This window comes from Collimonas arenae, from assembly GCF_000786695.1.
Lineage (GTDB): Bacteria > Pseudomonadota > Gammaproteobacteria > Burkholderiales > Burkholderiaceae_D > Collimonas > Collimonas arenae_A.
In genome coordinates, this window is sequence record NZ_CP009962.1 from 1,097,683 (window position 1) to 1,115,370 (window position 17,688).

The window sequence follows — 17,688 nt, forward strand, 5'->3', positions numbered from 1 at the left end:
CCCACTTTGAAATCGAAATAGTCTACGTATAAAACGCACATGATGCGCGCAGAAAAGACGCAGAAGGGTAACCCACATAAGCTCACCGTGAATCAGCACATCTTTCCACGCGCGAGCATGGATCGTTTTGCGACGAGCGGAGGGGTACATGTCCGCAGGCTGGATCATTCAGACAATATTATGTTCGGTACTGACAATCCGTATTTTTGCGCTCGTCGCGTATGGGACCATAAGACAGAGCACGGCTTGATGGTGGAAATAGAAAATAAATATCAAGATACAGCCGAACAAATTGCGTCCGGCTCCGTTCGCACTCTGTCGACTCATATGAATGAGTCAGTTACCGATTTGTATCTGATTTGGCAGCTTAGATTTAATCGATATTTGAATCCAATATCGGACACACTCCTCAAAGGCGTGGAACCAGATAGGAATTTAAGTAAAAATTCTCAGGAGGTGCTCGAGTCTAAGGGTGTTGTTTTCATGAAGCCAGAAGGAACTGTGCCAGGTCGTTTTATGGCTGGTATCGGGATCAGTATTGCAATGGATCGGGAACGAAATCGAATGAAGAAAACTAAATGGGGAATACTTACCTCTGATGATGTCGAATTCATCGTTCCAGACAATTTCCTGAGATATTCCATCGTTCCCCTTTCTCCGACAGTCTGCTTGGCGGCAGAAATGCGAGATCAGAGAGTTGGCGTCGAACAGGTCGCTACAATCAACGGGCTTGCTATTCAAGGTAGCCATCGCTACTACTTTGCAAGAGATTTGTCCCAATGCCCAGTTATACGGCCGATTCCACTGAATTTGCGCGCATATTTTTTGTCGCAGAGATGAGCCAAATCTGATTCATCAGCGCGTGTATGCATGCGAAGCCAGTTGAGCAAGCTAACGACGCAACCACCTACTACCAGCTTTTGTCAGAGTGGGAAGGCATCGTAGTTAAAAAGGCGGCGGTAAATAACTGGCCGTTGCATATCAATCTCAAAAAAATCGCCGCGCTCAGTCTGAGGCATTGGCTAAATGATGTCTGCGTCGATTGTGGTGGCAAGGGCTTTAAACCGCTTGATTTGAATCCACGAGTCATTAGCGATACGCCTTGCCCTGTTTGTCTGGCCTCTGGTGTTAAACCAATTCAATGCGACAGGTAGCATTTCAAGCCGGTATCGGACATGTGCGCGGTGCTGGAAGATATGACGATTAGCGCCGGCAGGTGTGCGATGCGCAAACTGGCTAGCGACATGAGTTTCTAGAACAGATTTCCCCGATATGCGCGGAAGCTGTACCTATCACAATTGACAGGTTCAATTTTTACGGCTTTAGTTTAGGCTCGGGCTCAGAAGGGCATTTTTTACTATGATTTCTCTGTGGGTGAAAACGTTAACAATTGAAAAATCTCCTCGAAATTATCTTTTTTTGCTAGTTCAGCAATGATGCTCTGCATACAATCCTGCCTTAATAAAATGAAGAAAGTAGACAATGGGGCAGGAGTTTTCTTCCGACAAGGGTCGCGCGCGCCTGTCGGGCTTGGCAAAAAGTGTTGGGAGTTTGGTTCTGCTGGCAGGAGCACTCCATAACGGCAGTGCGCAGACCGTTCAAACGTCAGATAGCGAAGAGCAGCGCCGTCGCAGCCAGGCCGAGGCTCAGGAGCGTCAACGCCTGCTGCAAGCGCCGAACGTTAATCTGCAAGAAAAGGTTGTTCCAGACACAGCCGACAGCTTGGCGCTTCCGAGCGAGACCCCTTGTTTCCCTATTCACCAGTTCGTCCTTGATGTCCCGAGCCAGTTACCGCCTGCGATTCGTGCAGCCGGCGCGAGCGACTTACCATTCGATCATTTCCGCTTTGCTCAAGATTACCTGCGGCGCTATGACGGGGCTTGTGTTGGAAAGCAGGGATTGAATCTGATCGTCAAGCGCCTGACCAATCAAATTTTAGCGCGTGGCTACAGCACGACGCGCATCGGCATTCCTGGACAAGATATTGCCGATGGCGTGCTTACCTTGACGCTGATCCCGGGTGTTATTCGCGCCATTCGATTTTCCGATCCTTTGCTTTACGGTACTTGGAAAACCGCATTCCCGACCGGCCCTGATCAACTGCTCAACTTGCGCGATCTGGAACAAGGCTTAGAGCAAATGAAGCGAGTTCCCAGTCAAGATGTGGACATGCAAATTGTCCCCGGTGATGTGCCCGGCGAAAGCGACGTCGTGATCAATGTCAAGCGTAGCAAACCGTGGAAGCTGACCGGTACGCTCGACGATAGCGGTTCTAAAAGCACAGGCAAGCTGCAAGCGGGACTGAATCTGGCGGTTGACAACCCGCTCGGTCTCAACGACATGTTCAACGTCGGCCTCAGCACTGATGCCGACCGCAAGGCAGGTCAGCGCGGGACCAGCGGAAACAACATCTATTACGCAGTACCCGTCGGCTATTGGAATTTTTCTGTCTCGGGCAGCACCTACGATTATCACCAAGAGGTCGCGCAATCCATCCAGACGTTCGTCTCCCACGGAAAGTCGCGCAATCTGGAATTCAAGGTTGCGCAATTATTCCAGCGCGATCAATCGCAAAAAAACAGTTGGCAATTTAAGGTCGGCAAGCGCTGGAATCACTCTTATGTCGACGATGCCGAAAACGAAAAACAAAACCGCAACACCACGTTCGCGGAGCTAGCCTGGGTGCACACGCATTACTTCGGCAGCGCCCAACTCGATCTGACGTTAGCGAATCGGTGGGGTGTCAATTGGTTCAACGGCCAGACCTATATCAAGGATTATCTGGGGCAGGAAGATCCGGCGACGAACAATCTGCACTACACCTTGCAGACCATCGACGCCACCTTGAGCGTACCGTTCCAGATCGCCAGCCAGCCGGTGACTTATATAGGTACGTTTCGTGCTCAAACCTCCCGTTCTCAATTGTATTTGACGGATCAATTCAGCATCGGCAATCGCTACACAGTGCGTGGCTTCGACGGAGAACTGACCTTGGCTGCCGAGCGTGGTTTTTATTTGCGTAATGAACTTGATTTGCCCATCGCCAGCAGCGGCCAAACCGGCTATGTCGGTCTGGATTATGGACAGGTCTATGGCCCTAGCGTGCGCGGCTGGCCCGCGACGTCGAATGATTCCGGCAATCCGGGCTTGCTCGGCAACAAGTTGGCCGGCGCAACCGTCGGTATGCGCGGCGGCTTATACGGTTTGACCTACGACGTATTTTCCAGCTGGGCGCTGTATAAGCCGCAAGGTTTTAATACCGCCATGCCGGCGGTCGGTTTCAGTCTCGCTTACCAATATTAGGTGCGGGCTTTGCGTGGTTATTTCCCGACACATCGTGATACATATGTGAAATATAGATAATTTAACAATTGTTGTCATTTTTGTTTCTACATTGTTCCTTACTATCAAGTATTGCCTTCACCATATAACAGAGCATAAAAATGCAAAACGCTAAACAAAAGAATGTCGTTTCTCAATTCGCTACTATCGCCAGCCTACTATGTCTGGCTGCGTTGACCGCCTGCGGTGGTGGCGACAGTGGGAATAGCACCGCCAGCACCGGTTCATCAACAACCCCGGCCACGACTACGCCGCCCGCGACAACACCTTCGGTCAATGCACTGGCTTTTAATCGCATGGGAACTGACTTCTACACTGGAGGGGCTACAAGCGGAATAGATCTCGGTGCGACTATAGATGCTTCAGCCAATATAACGTTTACTCATCAGCCGATCGATTCGTTAGATCATAGCCCCGCTTTTAATTTCACATTCCCATCTGGATTAGCGGGTGGAAGTGTGACTGCGAGTCATATTTTTTCGACCAACGATGTCGCTGCCAACAAGAACATCCGCATATTGAACCCGAATGCAACCAAGACAATACAAAACGTCTATTGGCGCAATATCGACGACGCGTCCACAGCAGGTTTTGACTTGGCTGGTTATCAGTCGGATCTCACCACATTGACGTGGCCAAGTTCCGGTACGGCTACCTATGTGGGTCAGGCTTTCCAATATATCTCCGAGGTCAGCAATATTCCCGGAAATACACAAACTGCCCGAGCCTTGTACTCCTCCGACGTTACAGCAACGGTCGATTATGCTGCCCAAAAAGTCACCTTCGCGATAGCCCCCAATCCAGTCCTCATTGACAGCAGTGGTACGCCGTCTGCCACCGATCCAAGTAAATTTGCCAGTACGTTTACGTACACGGGGATAACTTATACCGCGCTGAATAACGGCATTGTCTATCCGCATCTGACAACGGGATTCGGTCTTGTAAATGGCCCCGTTCCAACGTTTTTCCGATTCTTTGGCACCTCGGCAGAAGAACTCGGCGCTTACTTTCAATTTAGCGGGCCTTTGCCAAATTCGATTGAAGCGACCCAAATCCTCTCCATGGCGCTGCGCAAACAATAAGCTATACCCTCTTCGCCCCTCATTGCATCACCGCCTGATGTCGTCGACATGAGACGCTCCTTTTATCTGGACTCACTATGAACAAGCTTTCCTACCGCGTCATTTTCAATAAGAACCGGGGCATGTTGATGGCCGTAGCGGAGGACGTAGCGAGTCAGGGTAAAAGCGCAGGCAGCCAATCCGGTAGCGCGGCGACGACAACCTCGCCGCTGATGCGCCTGGCGTATCTGGGCGTGGCCGTTGCCGCACTCTTCGGCGGCGTCTCCGTTGTCTCGGCCCAGATTGTCGCCGACCCGAATGCCGGTTCGCGCCGTCCGACGGTAACAAGTACCGCTAATGGAATTCCGCTCGTCAACATTGTCGCGCCTTCCGCTTCAGGGCTGAGCCATAATCAGTACACAACCTTTGGGGTCGGGAGCCAAGGAGCGATTCTCAATAACTCCTCTACAGTCGTTTCCACTCAGCAAGCAGGTTTCGTGGCTGGCAATCCCAATTTGGGAAATGGCCCCGCAAAAATTATTCTCAACGAGGTGACGGGAACCGGCATCAGTCAGTTGAACGGTTATCTGGAAGTCGCCGGGCAGAGGGCTCAGGTCATTATTGCCAATCCGAACGGAATCCTGGTGGGCGGAACCAATGGCGCGGGCTTCATTAATACCAGCCGGGCAGTGCTGACCACTGGGACGCCAGTCTTCGGCGGCGACGGTAGCTTGAACGCGTTTCGTGTCACTGGCGGTAATATCCAGATCGGCAGCGCTGGCCTTAACGCCAGCAACGTAGATCAGTTAGATTTAATTTCCAGAAGCGTTGCGGTTAACGGTCAGCTATGGGCCAACAACCTGAATGCCATCACTGGAACAAATCAGGTTAATTATGGCGACCTCGGGGTAACCGTCATCCAGGGCGACAATAACAAGCCGACCGTGAGCATTGATCTTGCCGCTCTCGGATCAATGTATGCCAATAAAATTAAGCTGGTCGGCACCGAAGCCGGCGTTGGGGTTGCCTCTTACGGCACCATGGCAGCGCAATCCGGTGACCTCAACATCGACAGTTCGGGCAAAGTGACTCTCGGTGGGAGCACCACGGCAACGGGCCTGCTACGCGTTGTCGGCAACGATGGCGTGACCAACACCGGCACTACCTACGGCCAGCAGGCGGTGAGCATCTATAGCGCTGGCCAGATCGCCAACAGTGGTACGGTCGCCAGTCAAAGCGATGTGACGTTGTTCGGTGGTAGCGTCGCTTCAACCGGTGCGGTCGGCGCTGGCGTCAATGCCAACGGCCAGGTCACGCAAGGCGGTAATGTGAATCTGGTGGCATCGGGCGCTATTGTTGCCACCGGCCAGAATACCGCTGGTAGCAACATTGCCGCGAACGGCGCAAGCATCGATCTATCGCACTCGCAGACGAACGCTGCCGGCAGCATCGGCCTGGCGACGCACAGCGGCGATGTCAATCTTGCAGGGAGCACGCTGCAAGCTACCGGCCCAATGAACATCAATGCAGCAGGCGCTGTCATCAATGACCAGGGCAAAATCAACGTGTCGCAGTTGACCAGCACCTCGGCCAGCTTATCGAACGTCGGCGGCACGATCACCCAATCGGGCAGCGGTGATGCCAGTATCACGACGACCGGTGCCATCAACAACAATGGTGGGAATTTGACCACCAATGCGCAGAACTTGACGATCCAGTCGGCAAGTCTGAACAACGCGGGAGGCCAAATTAATCATGCCGGCTCCGGTACGGCGACGATCCAGAGCGGAGCCATCAGCAACGCGCAAGGTGTTATCGGTACCAATGGCCAGCTTGCCTTGACGGCTGCCAGCTTGAATAATCAGGCAGGTCGCCTTACATCAGGAGGAGCGGCTAACGTCCATGTGACCGGCGACGTGACGAATGCGCAGGGCGTTATGCAGTCGGGCGGCGCATTGTCTCTGACCGGCAACAATATCGATAACTCCGCCGGTAGCATAACTTCCTTGAATGCCGACGGCTTGTCAATCAGTGCAGCGGGTCAGCTCACGAATGGGGCGGCAGGTGCCATTGGCGGCAATGGTGACGCTAGTATTTCAGCGGGTTCACTGGTCAACAGTGGCAAGATCACTGCGAGCAATAACCTGACCAGCACAGTCGCTGGCAGCGACGACAACAGCAACGGCCTGCTGGCCGCCGGCAAGAATTTGAACGCCAGTACTACCAGTCTCAAGAATGTGAACGGCACGATTGACGCCACCAACGTGGCATTGAGCATTGCGCAGTTAGATAACAGCAGCGGTAAAATTACCGCCGACCAGCTTGCGATCACCAGCACCAATTTGACCAATGAACATGGTCAAATCAGTCAATTCGGCAGCAACGCGACGACCATCGCCGTTGCCGGCACCTTGGATAACAGCAACGGCGGCGCGCTGCAAACCAACGGCACCGATCTGAAAATTACAGCGGGGGCCATTCAGAATAACAGCGGCACGATTGCCCATGCCGGCACCGGGACGCTGACGATCAATGATGCAGGAGCGTTGTCCGACCAAAACGGTGTCATCGGCACCAACGGCCAACTGGCTTTGACTGCCAACAGCTTGAATAATCAAGCCGGCAGCATCACGGCAAAGAATCAGGCGAACGTGCATGTCACCAACGATATCGCCAACGCGCAAGGAACGATTCAATCGGGCGGCGCATTAGCGGTCTCCGGGGCGAACATCGATAATACAGCCGGGAACATCACGTCATTGAATGCCGATGGCTTGACCCTCAATGCAGCCGGCCAGCTCACGAACGCCAATGCCGGTGTCATCGGTGGCAACGGCGACGTGGCAGTCACTGCAGCGAACGCCATCAATAGCGGCAAGATCACCGCCACGCACAATCTCACAACGACAATTGCCAACAGTTTCGATAACAGCGGCGGTCGTCTTGCCGCTGGTAATAATTTGACCGCAAGTGCGGTGTCCTTGAAGAACGCCAACGGCGCAGTAGATGCCGCCAACGTCGCACTGACAGCGCAGCAACTCGATAACAGTAGCGGCAAAATTACGGCAGATCAATTAAGCATCGCCAGCAGCAATTTGACCAACGAGCACGGCCAAATCATCCAGTACGGCAGCAATCCGACCCAGATTGGCGTTACAGGCACGCTCGACAACAGCAATGGTGGCCTGATCCAGACCAACAGCGCCGACTTGTCATTGACGCCGCAAGTGTTGAACAATAACGGCGGCACAATAGCCTTGGCTGGTAGCGGCACCTTGACCGTGAACGTCGGGAACGGCGCAGGTACTCTGTCGAATGCCGGCGGCACACTGGGCAGCAATGGGCAAGCGGCCATCACTGCTGCATCGATTGCTAACCAGGGCGGCGCATTGTTCGCCCAGCAGCAGCTTGGTGTGACAGCCACGCAAGGCGGTGTCGACAATAGCGCAGGCGGGTACATCGGCGGCAGCAGCCTGAACCTGAACGCCGCGAACGGTCAAATCAACAATACAAACGGCAAGATCGAAGGAACGCAGCAAGCCGTCAATGTCAGCGCCCAAAGTTTGAATAACGCTGGCGGCACGGTACAAAGTATCGGCGCAGCACCGTTGAATGTCTCCATTGCCCAAGCCATCAGCAATACCGTGGCGAACGGTATCGGCGGCTTCATTGGTGGTAGCGGTACAGTGAATCTGAACGCTGGTTCGTTCGATAATAGCGGCGGCACTGTCTACAGCAAAGACAACCTGGCGCTGCAATCGAACAGTACCCTAACCAACACCAATGGCGTAATTCAGGGCGCGGCGAATGTCAGCACCAGTGCTGCCGGCGCGTTGAGTAACGCCAATGGCCGCATCGAAGCCAACGGCAGCACGGCAACCTTGACGGTCTCCGGCAATGGCATCGACAATTCGACAGGTCGCATTGCCAATACCGGCACCGGCCTGACCCAGATCAACGGCGGTAGCCAGGTCACGAATCATCAAGGAACTATCGGCGGCAACGGGGAGGTCGATATCAATGCGTCTAATCTGGACAACAGCCAGCAAGGACAAATCATTGCTGCCGGCAATCTGATGTTGAATACTGGCGGCATCGTCAACAATAACGCCGGTGCACTCTATTCGGCGCAAAACCTTCAACTGAATCAGGGTGGCGCTGCGCTGACGAACGTCGGTGGTACGGTTGGCGCAGCCGGTAATATCAATCTGAATGTCGCCAGTATCGACAATATATTCGGACTCATCGGTAGCACCACCGGCGCTGGCGGCGATATCGGTATTGCCACTGGCAGTTTTACTAACGCGGCCGGTACGGTCGCCAGCGGCCACGATCTGAGTTTGACCGCCCCGACCATCGTCGGCAACGGCGTTGTCGTGGCCGGACATGATGGCACTATCAATCTACAAGGCGACTACACGAATACGGCAGGCAATGTTCTGACGGCCAATAACAACTTGACCTTGAACACGACCGGCAATTTGACCAATACTGGCACTCTAACTGCGGTCAACGGTTTAACGCTGAATGCGGCCAACGTCGACAATCAATCCACCGGTCTGATCAATGCCAGCGCCACGACGATTCAGGCTGGCAATGCGATTACCAATACGGGTCGTATCTACGGCGACGATATTGCTCTTGGCGCGCAAACGCTGACCAATGATGTCGATCCGGTTAGCGGCCAGGCTGGTGCGATTGCGGCCCGTAACAGTATCAATATCGGTGCAGTCACTACCGTCAATCGTGAGAACGCCATTATCCAGAGCTTGGGCGATATGACCTTTGCCCGCTCGCTCGATGCCAATCATCTGGCCGTTGGCACTTCCGACAGCATCACCAATAGCTCGGCGACCATCGATGCCGGCGGCAATCTGGTATTCCAGACGGCGCAACTGAACAACACCAACGCGCACTTTACAACGGCCCAGCAGGTCGATCCTACCCAGACCACGCAAGTTACCCAATATGCAGAATGGGCTGCTCCGACGACGTGGTATAACCCGAATCAAGTGACCTGGGGCGATAGCGGCAACGGCGGGATTGTACTGATTATCCCGGATGGCAACCGTTTCGAGCAGTTCTATAAAAAGGACTATACGCAAACCGTCTCGAACACGGTGGTGACTTCCAGCGCTCCAGGCACGATCAGTTCCGGTAACGGTATGGTCCTGTCCGGGAATATCACCAACGATAAAAGTACCATTATTGCTGGCGGCACTTTGTCGGGCACAACAGGTAACATCAACAATATTGGCGCGACGGGTACAACCGATACGGTCGACCACATGACCGCCGGACAGAATTACTATCACTGGGTCAGCGGTCACCCGCACCAAAATTACTATACCTATGACAACAATGGTGCAGCTTACGATGTCACGTTGCCCTCGACGCCGCTGGCCTTGCAGGTCTGGAGCGTGCAACAGAACACCGCACCGAATAGCAGCACCAACCCAGCTCTCGGCCAAGGCGTAGGCTCTTCTGCTGTACCGAGCGTCGGCGGCCTCAGTTTGGCGGCGAATCAGGGAACGCAAACGGTCTCGGGCGCGAACGGTCACGGCATCGCTGCTGTGGGCGGCATTATAGGCTCAGGCACAGGTATCGGCGGCAGTGGTCATACCGTTGCCACAACGGGAGGCACAGCTGGCGGCGGCACCAGTACCGCCGGCAGCAACCAGACCATTGGCAGCGCAGGCAATCCGTTGCCGAATCTGGCCTTGCCGAACAACCATCTGTTCACGATTCAAACCAGCCCCGGCCAGCAATACCTGGTTGCCACCGATCCGGTATTTACCAATTATGGTAGTTTCCTCTCAAGCAACTATATGTTGAATCTGTTGGGGATCAATCCGGCAACGACAGAAAAGCGCTTAGGCGACGGCTTCTACGAAGAAAAATTAGTCACCGATCAGGTGATGCAGTTGACCGGCAAACGTTTCCTGGGCGGCTACGCCAGCAATGAAGACGAATTCAAGGCGCTGATGGACTCCGGCGTTGCAAGCGCCAAGCAGTTCAATATGGTGCCCGGCATGGCCTTGAGCGATGCGCAGATGGCTGCGCTGACTTCCGATATCGTCTGGATGGTCAATCAAACGGTGACGCTGCCGGATGGTACGCAGACGCAGGTATTAGCGCCAGTCGTTTATCTGGCCCGCGCGGATGCTAGCGATTTAAAACCGACCGGTGCGTTGATTTCCGGACAGAATATCGATTTGAAGATCAACGGCACCCTGGCAAACGGCGGTACGCTGCAAGCGTCCAACAATATGATCGTTCAGGCCACGGATATCACCAATACCGGTAACATCCGTAATACAGGTACCGATGGTACGACCGTGCTGGTCGCACAGAACGATATTTTGAACAATGGCGGCAGCATTTCGGGTCATCGTGTCGGCATTCTCGCTGGGCGTGATGTCACCTTGGCGACCGATACGGTATCGGCGTCTAGTAGGCAGGGTACGAATATCGGCCTGAGTACTGTCGCCAGCGTCACCGCTGATCAACTCTCCATTTCTGCGGGGAGGGATTTGACGGTGCAGGCGGCACAGATCAACACTACCGGCGATGCGCAACTGTCGGCGGGACGCGATTTGAATCTGACGGCGGTCAATACGCAACGCAGCTATAACGTCACCTACAACGGTGACAATCATCTGTACGAAAACCAGACGCAGGTGAATGGCGCCGCCATCAATGCTGGTGGCAACCTGACGATGACATCAGGTCGTGACCTGACCACCAGCGCGGCCAACGTCAATGCTGTTGGTCAACTGACGGCAGTGGCTGTACGCGATGTTAATCTCGGTACGGCGCAACAAGGTAGCAGTCTCGATCAGGCAATTTACACGACGTCGCATGGCTTCCTGTCGTCGTCCTCCAGCCGTATACAGAGCAACGCCAGCGCCACGAGCGCCATCGGCAGTACCTTGTCGGGCGACAGCGTAAGTGTGCAGGCTGGCCGGGATATCAATGTCGCCGGCAGCAATGTGATCGGAACAAACGATGTTTCACTGAACGCCGCCAATAACGTCTCTGTCACCGCGTCGCAGAACACCAGCAACAGTAGCTTTAGCCGCGACGAAAAGAAATCCGGTTTCACAGGCGGTTTCTCTGCCGGCGTCGCTAGCATCGGCTATGGCAAATCCAGTGCCGACAGTCAAAGTAGTATGGAGACGGTGACCCAGCAGAGTTCGAGCATTGCCTCGATCAATGGCAATACACAGATTCAGGCTGGGAATAAACTGAATGTGGTGGCTTCGGATATCAGCGCCGGCCAGAACCTGACGCTGATCGGTAAAAGCGTCGATCTCAGCGCAGCACAAAACACGAGCGTGGAACATGGTGCACAACAATCCAGCTCTAGTGGTTTCTCGGTGGGGGTGACGTACAACCCTGCCGGAGCGTTTAAGAGCGCCTATCAGCAAAGCGCCAGCAGCAACCCTAGTACCAGCTTACTGGGTAAAGCCACCAAGATGGGCGATGCGATTGGAGACGGTACGCTGGCAGCTATTACCCCCATCGTGGTGCAAGCCGGTTCGCGTAGCGCTAGCGGCACTCAGGATCTTGCGACCAGCAATGCCCAGGTCAGCTCACTTACGGCGGGTAATAATTTGACGGTGCTGGCCACAGGCGGCAGCATCACCAGCCAGGGCGCAAGTATGAGCGCAGGCGGTGACGCGTTGCTGCTTGCCCAAAACAACATTAATCTGGATGTGGCGCACAGCTACCAGACCCAGGGACAAACCAGTGCATCCAAAGGTTGGAGCACGGATAACCGCGGCAGTATGCCGGCAGGCGCATTTAACAGTAAAGGCAATGGTAACGGCAGCACCGACACCATCAGCGGCACGACCCTCTCGGCTGGCGGTAAGGCTACCCTGGCGACAACCAATGGCGATATCACTCTGACGGCCGCCAATCTGGTCGCTAACAACGACTTGAGCATCAATGCTGCCAAGAATCTGACCATCCAAAGCGGACAGAATACGCTCACCAACGCCAACCAGAGTAACAGCCAGGCCGTCGGTAAAGTGGTGATTTCCGATACGGAGCGCTTTGCAGGCTATAGCTCAGATAAAAGCCAGGATAACAACACCGCCGTCACCCAGGTGGCGTCCAATGTCGGCAGCTTGCAAGGCAATGTCAACCTGACTGCCGGAGGCGCCTACACGCAGACCGCCAGCAACGTGCTGGCAAAGAACGATATCAACATTATTGGCAAGTCCATCGACATCAACACGGCCAACAACACCGGTAGCAGTGCCCAAAGTAGTTCTGACCTGAAGGTGGGAGCCTTTGCGACCGTGACTTCGCCGTTGATCGATCTTGGCAACAATATCGAGAATGCGAAGAAATCCGATGGTCGCCTGCAAGCCCTGCAAGGTCTGGCGGCGACATCGAATGCGTATCAAGTTGCTAGTGCCGCCAGTGCTGTCGCGGGTGGGGTGGGAAGCGGCGAGTTGCTGAAAGCCGAAGTCGGCGTCGGTTTCACGACGGCCAATAGCCAGGATCGCAGCAATTACAGTCAGGCCCAGGGCAGCACGATTCAAGGCGGTAGGAATGTCAATCTCACCAGTACTGCGGGCGATATTCACGCCACTGGCGCGACGATCGCCGCCGGCAATACGCCAGGCAGCACCTTGACGCTCGATTCAGCCCAGAACATCCTGCTCGATGCCGGACAAAGTACAGTGACCAGCAGCGGCAGCAACCACAGTGCCGGAGTACAAGTCGGCGTGGGGTATGAGGTAGGCGCGCAAACCGGAGCGTATGCCTTTGCCAGCGCCAACGTAGGCAATGGGAACTACAACAATACCGCAACGACCAATAGCAACACGCATTTAAGCGGCGACACCGTCACTTTGAAATCCAAGGGCGACACGACTTTACAAGGTGCCGATGTCAACGCCAATACGATTAATGCGGATGTTGCCGGCAAGTTGGCGATCACATCGGTGCAAGACACCAGCGTCCAGCATAATGAACAAAGCAATATCGGTGGGCGGGTGCAGGTCTCCTTTGGCACGGCGTGGGAGGCATCGGGCAGCTTGTCGCAATCGAACGCCAATGGCAGTAGTCAGACTGTTAATCAACAGTCGGGGCTGTTTGCCGGTAACGGTGGCTATCACGTCACCGCCGATTCGGTTGCCCTGAAGGGCGGTGCAATTACCAGCACCAATGCGGCCAATTCCGATCTGACAGCCAATTCTCTCACGGTGCAAAACATCACCAACCAGATGAATTACTCGGCAAACACGGCGAGTGTGTCAGGTAGCTATGGCGGTAGCCTGAATCAAGGTGCTGCTCCGGATCAAACGAGTACTGGCACCCCCAGTCCCAACGTTATCCCTGGGGTGGTGGTGCAGAACAAGGGTAACGCCACATCCACTACGTATGGCACGCTCACTGATGGCAACATCAATGTGGGCGGCCAGCACATGACTAGTGCCGCCGGGTTGGGAGCACACACCGATCTGGCGACGGCCAATGGTGCCATCGCGGCTTTGCCCAATCTGCAGAATGTGATGAGCAATCAACAGGCGATAGCAACTGCGGCCAACACGGTGATCAGCACTAGCCTGCAAATAGCTGGCGATAGACGCCAGGGAGCAGGACAGCAAGTCGCTCAAGCACAAGGGGACGTCAACACCGCCAATGCAAATATAGCGCAGGCACAAGCGGTTCTTGACAATCCGAGCAGCACGGACGCACAAAAGGCGCAAGCTCAGCAAAACCTCGATCTTGCCACGCAAAATCTGAATAGCGCCCAGCAAGCTGTCAGCAACGCAGAAACGACGGCCAAAAACTGGGGACCGACAGGCGATTACACGCGTGCCTTGAACATTGTGACCGGATTATTGACCGGCGGTCTTGCCGGTCAGAGTGTGGGGCAGCTTGCCGCCAATGCCAGCGCTCCGTCTGCGGCGCAGGCCATCGGCGACTATTTCGCGCAACCGGGTAACGCCAATCAGACGGAGCAAGTATTGACGCATGCCGTGCTTGGTGCTGTTCTCGCTGTGGCGAATGGTAGCAGTGCAGCAGTTGGCGCTAGTGCGGGTGCATCGGGTGAGTTGGCAGCGCAAGTGTTGACTCGTGAGCTATATCCGAATGCGTATGATGCCAATGGTAATTTCCACCCCGAGCAGCTCAGTGCTGATCAGCTCAATAACGTGATTGCCTTGTCGACTGCAGTGGGCGCACTAGTGGGAGGGGCAACAGGTGGCTCGTTGATGGATGCCAGCGTAGGTGGGAATATTGCGGCGAATGCGGCGACGAACAATCACTTACTGCATCAAACTCAATATGATTTGGCTAAAACATATGCAAGCTTAGTTGCTAAGAAACTCGGTATCTCCGTCGATGCGGCGGAAGGTCGAATTGTGGCTGAAGAACTGCGTAACTCAGATGCACAGACTGCCCAGGCTGAAGGAGGTATTCACGACTACCAAGTGAGGTCAATTCTCGGATGTCAACTGTTGAACTGCAGTGGGTCAACAACCGATTTTAATTACCTGAATCATGGATTCAATTCGCAATACGTCGCGGCCAATCAGCAGGCATATACTCTTGGAATTTGGCAATCTACTACGGGGCAGACTTACGATCAACTTGTTACGAGTAATATCCAAAAAGACCCTGTAGGTGCCACGTTAGCTGGCGCTGGTATGCTTGGACTGGGACTTGCAACGGCGGGAGGAATTCCTGCATTGGGCGGTATGGTGACAGGTGGGGTACTTGGTGGGACTGCAAATGCATCTATGCAAGCATTATTTAATAAAGGTCAAGTTAATTTTCTCGACGTGGGTATGGGTACTTTGACCGGTGCGCTCACATTCGGAACGGGGTTAGTACCAGCCCTTCTAGTTAACACCGGAGGGGCCTTAGCTGGGTCCGGAATTAAAGGAGAAAATCCAAATCTCAGCATGGGTGGGGCGGCATTAGGGACAACCATCGGTTACGGCTTAGGCACTCTAGCAGAAAAGGGTTTGAATACTGTATTAAATCCTTGGTATCGTCAACAATGGCAAGATTTAGGGTATGGAGTATCTACTGCCATTCCGAAAAATTCTATTCCATCAGTATCGGGAAGTGCTGTAGGTGCAGTACTACAGGAGCTAACAGGTAATACAACAAATACTGTTGTAAACAAAAAATAAAGTGGTGGAAATAAATAATGTCGCAATTAAAACGAAATATTGGATCTTTTTTATATATATTTTTGCTATTTTTCACAGTGTATTTTTTAGCGTTTGTATTTATTTTATTGTTGTACATACCATTTCTTCGTTGGATAAAAACTGATGCTGTGTATGCGTTACCGGGCATATCTGAGCTATATCTATACGGAAAGGCTGTAGGTGTGCTGACATTAATATCTTCTATCGGATTGTGGTTCTATCAAAAAATATTATCGCGTCGTTAATGAATTAATTTCTTCATCAAGAGGAAAGTGACGTGGGAACGCTAAGGCTATGTAGGTGTGTCAATTATTCAAATAATTTCAAATGCTGCTCTATGCATTTTGGCTTTGCCGATATGTCGAGGGATGGGTTTTACGTTTGGATTTTGGTGCCATATATTTTATATACATCGGATTATTGTTCACATTTGCAGAGGCTGTTTTCCTCTATTCTTTGCTGGTCATTCAACCATAATTTATAACCAAAAATATAGAGGGAAAAATGGTTGTCACAGATGGTCAAAATGAAGGTATATGGGGAAGAATAAGTCCGCTAGCGCGAAAAATTTATTGGATATATGCAGCGTTAGTTTTAGGAATTATTGGCAGCGCATTGCTATTTAAATTTTTTCACTAATTATGGTTTCGACGGATTTTTCTGCAAAATTTAGCTTTTATTTGTACCCTCACTTTTACTGCAAGACAGTTGTTTTTTTCAATCCTCTGCGCTCATCAATCAACAGGTAAAGGAATCAAACGTGGTAACGACCAAGGCTACTGTAGACACATCAACCGGCGACAAGCTCTCTGAACAGATCACGTATGATCCAAATCATCTGCTTGACGCTTTGATTGAAAAATTAAAACTGAAAAACGATGCCGCGCTATCACGCGCGCTCGAAGTCGCGCCGCCGGTCATAAGCAAAATCCGGCATCATCGTTTGCCGGTTGGTGCGTCGTTGCTGATTCGCATGTACGAAGTCACAGACCTAACTATCAGTGAGCTACGCGAATTGATGGGCGACCGTCGCAGGAAATTCCGCATCAGCGACAAGCAGTTCAAGCCTCGCTGAAAATTGAACATTCAGAATAATGAAAGCACCTGATCCAACCGGTCTGCGTGGCGTCAATTCCTTTTCCTATAATTCGCTTCAGAGGTCTACGAAAGAAAATGAAAACCGTAGCTCTTCGCCGAGGCGAAATATCCGCATTGCTGTTGTTGCGATACTGCTGTCCGCGCTCTTTACCTATGGTTTTTTGCGTGTCATTCTGAGTTATCCAATCCAGCATCGCGTCGTGATTAGCAAGTAACCAATCTACCGCGCTGATACTAAATCCGTAAACTATTTATCGTCTTGCGACCTGTCTAAAGTGGATCACTAAGATACAGGTATCAAAGAAGGAAGCGACGCCTCGTGTAAATCGCGGGCTTTCGTATTCACAACCAGACTTCCGTATATAAGAATTTGCGCAACAGGTGTTTTACTAATTTCTAAGGGTAAGTGAATATGTCATATGGAATTGAGTTTGGTCAAGCAATGCAGAGAACGTCAGCGTGGAGTCTGAAGCATGAGAATATTCCGCGCACCGATAAGCGTTATCTAACGCCAGAAATGATGTGTAAAGTGACGGCATGTTTGCAAGAATGTATGGGCCATTTTGATGCGGAAAAAATAGCTGTTCAGTGTTTCGCATTCAGTGGGTTCGTACAGGATGCGCTTGAAGAGGTGCTGGATGTGCCGCTGACCTATACGCTCGGTTTCGTGAAGTTGGGAAATAAGCCCATTTTTTATACATCGATGGAGGGATTGAAAGAAATGCTGGATGCTGGCCGACCAGCAACGGCAACATTGAACCTGCATGCGTGGCTGACGTTGCCGAGCGACGAAATCATCGACGTGACGTTCGGAACAACGCTTGGCGTACTCAGAAATGAGCCGGAAATGATAGGTCGAATCGCCACCATTCACCCTGACGATATGGTTGGTGAGCATTCTTATCATCCTCAGTTGTTGGGCGATGATTTTTTACGGCGTATTGGTGTTCTGGTTGAGCTTTAGTATCCGCAACTTTGGCATTTCACAGGGCTTGTGCATTGCT

At 52.7% G+C, this 17,688-nt stretch carries 7 protein-coding genes; all 7 read left to right on the forward strand.

The genetic code is table 11. The features are described from left to right. Nucleotides 1–39 precede the first annotated feature (39 nt). The 7 genes from LT85_RS04910 to LT85_RS04940 all read left to right on the forward strand — a co-directional run bounded on the left by LT85_RS04910 (nt 40) and on the right by LT85_RS04940 (nt 17,648). On the forward strand, nt 40–840 hold the full coding sequence (locus LT85_RS04910; RefSeq protein ID WP_038486000.1) for a hypothetical protein: 801 nt from the start codon (nt 40–42) through the stop codon (nt 838–840). 26 nt (nt 841–866) lie between these two features. After that, nucleotides 867–1,154, forward strand: coding sequence for a hypothetical protein (locus LT85_RS26390; RefSeq protein ID WP_156117428.1), 288 nt, complete (start codon nt 867–869; stop codon nt 1,152–1,154). Between the two features lie 328 nt (nt 1,155–1,482). Beyond that, nucleotides 1,483–3,303 (forward strand): ShlB/FhaC/HecB family hemolysin secretion/activation protein, encoded by a 1,821-nt coding sequence (locus LT85_RS04915; RefSeq protein WP_038486003.1) that lies wholly within the window; start codon nt 1,483–1,485, stop codon nt 3,301–3,303. Nucleotides 3,304–3,443: 140 nt separating this feature from the next. After that, on the forward strand, nt 3,444–4,424 hold the full coding sequence (locus tag LT85_RS26395; RefSeq protein ID WP_156117429.1) for a hypothetical protein: 981 nt from the start codon (nt 3,444–3,446) through the stop codon (nt 4,422–4,424). Between the two features lie 77 nt (nt 4,425–4,501). Further along, complete coding sequence (locus LT85_RS04925; RefSeq protein WP_038486009.1) at nt 4,502–15,565, forward strand: hemagglutinin repeat-containing protein; 11,064 nt, start codon at nt 4,502–4,504, stop codon at nt 15,563–15,565. A gap of 781 nt (nt 15,566–16,346) precedes the next feature. Beyond that, nucleotides 16,347–16,661, forward strand: coding sequence for a hypothetical protein (locus LT85_RS04930; RefSeq protein WP_038486012.1), 315 nt, complete (start codon nt 16,347–16,349; stop codon nt 16,659–16,661). Between the two features lie 435 nt (nt 16,662–17,096). Next, a complete protein-coding gene (locus tag LT85_RS04940; RefSeq protein WP_038486019.1) occupies nt 17,097–17,648 on the forward strand; it encodes a hypothetical protein in 552 nt (183 codons plus the stop codon). Nucleotides 17,649–17,688 lie beyond the last annotated feature (40 nt).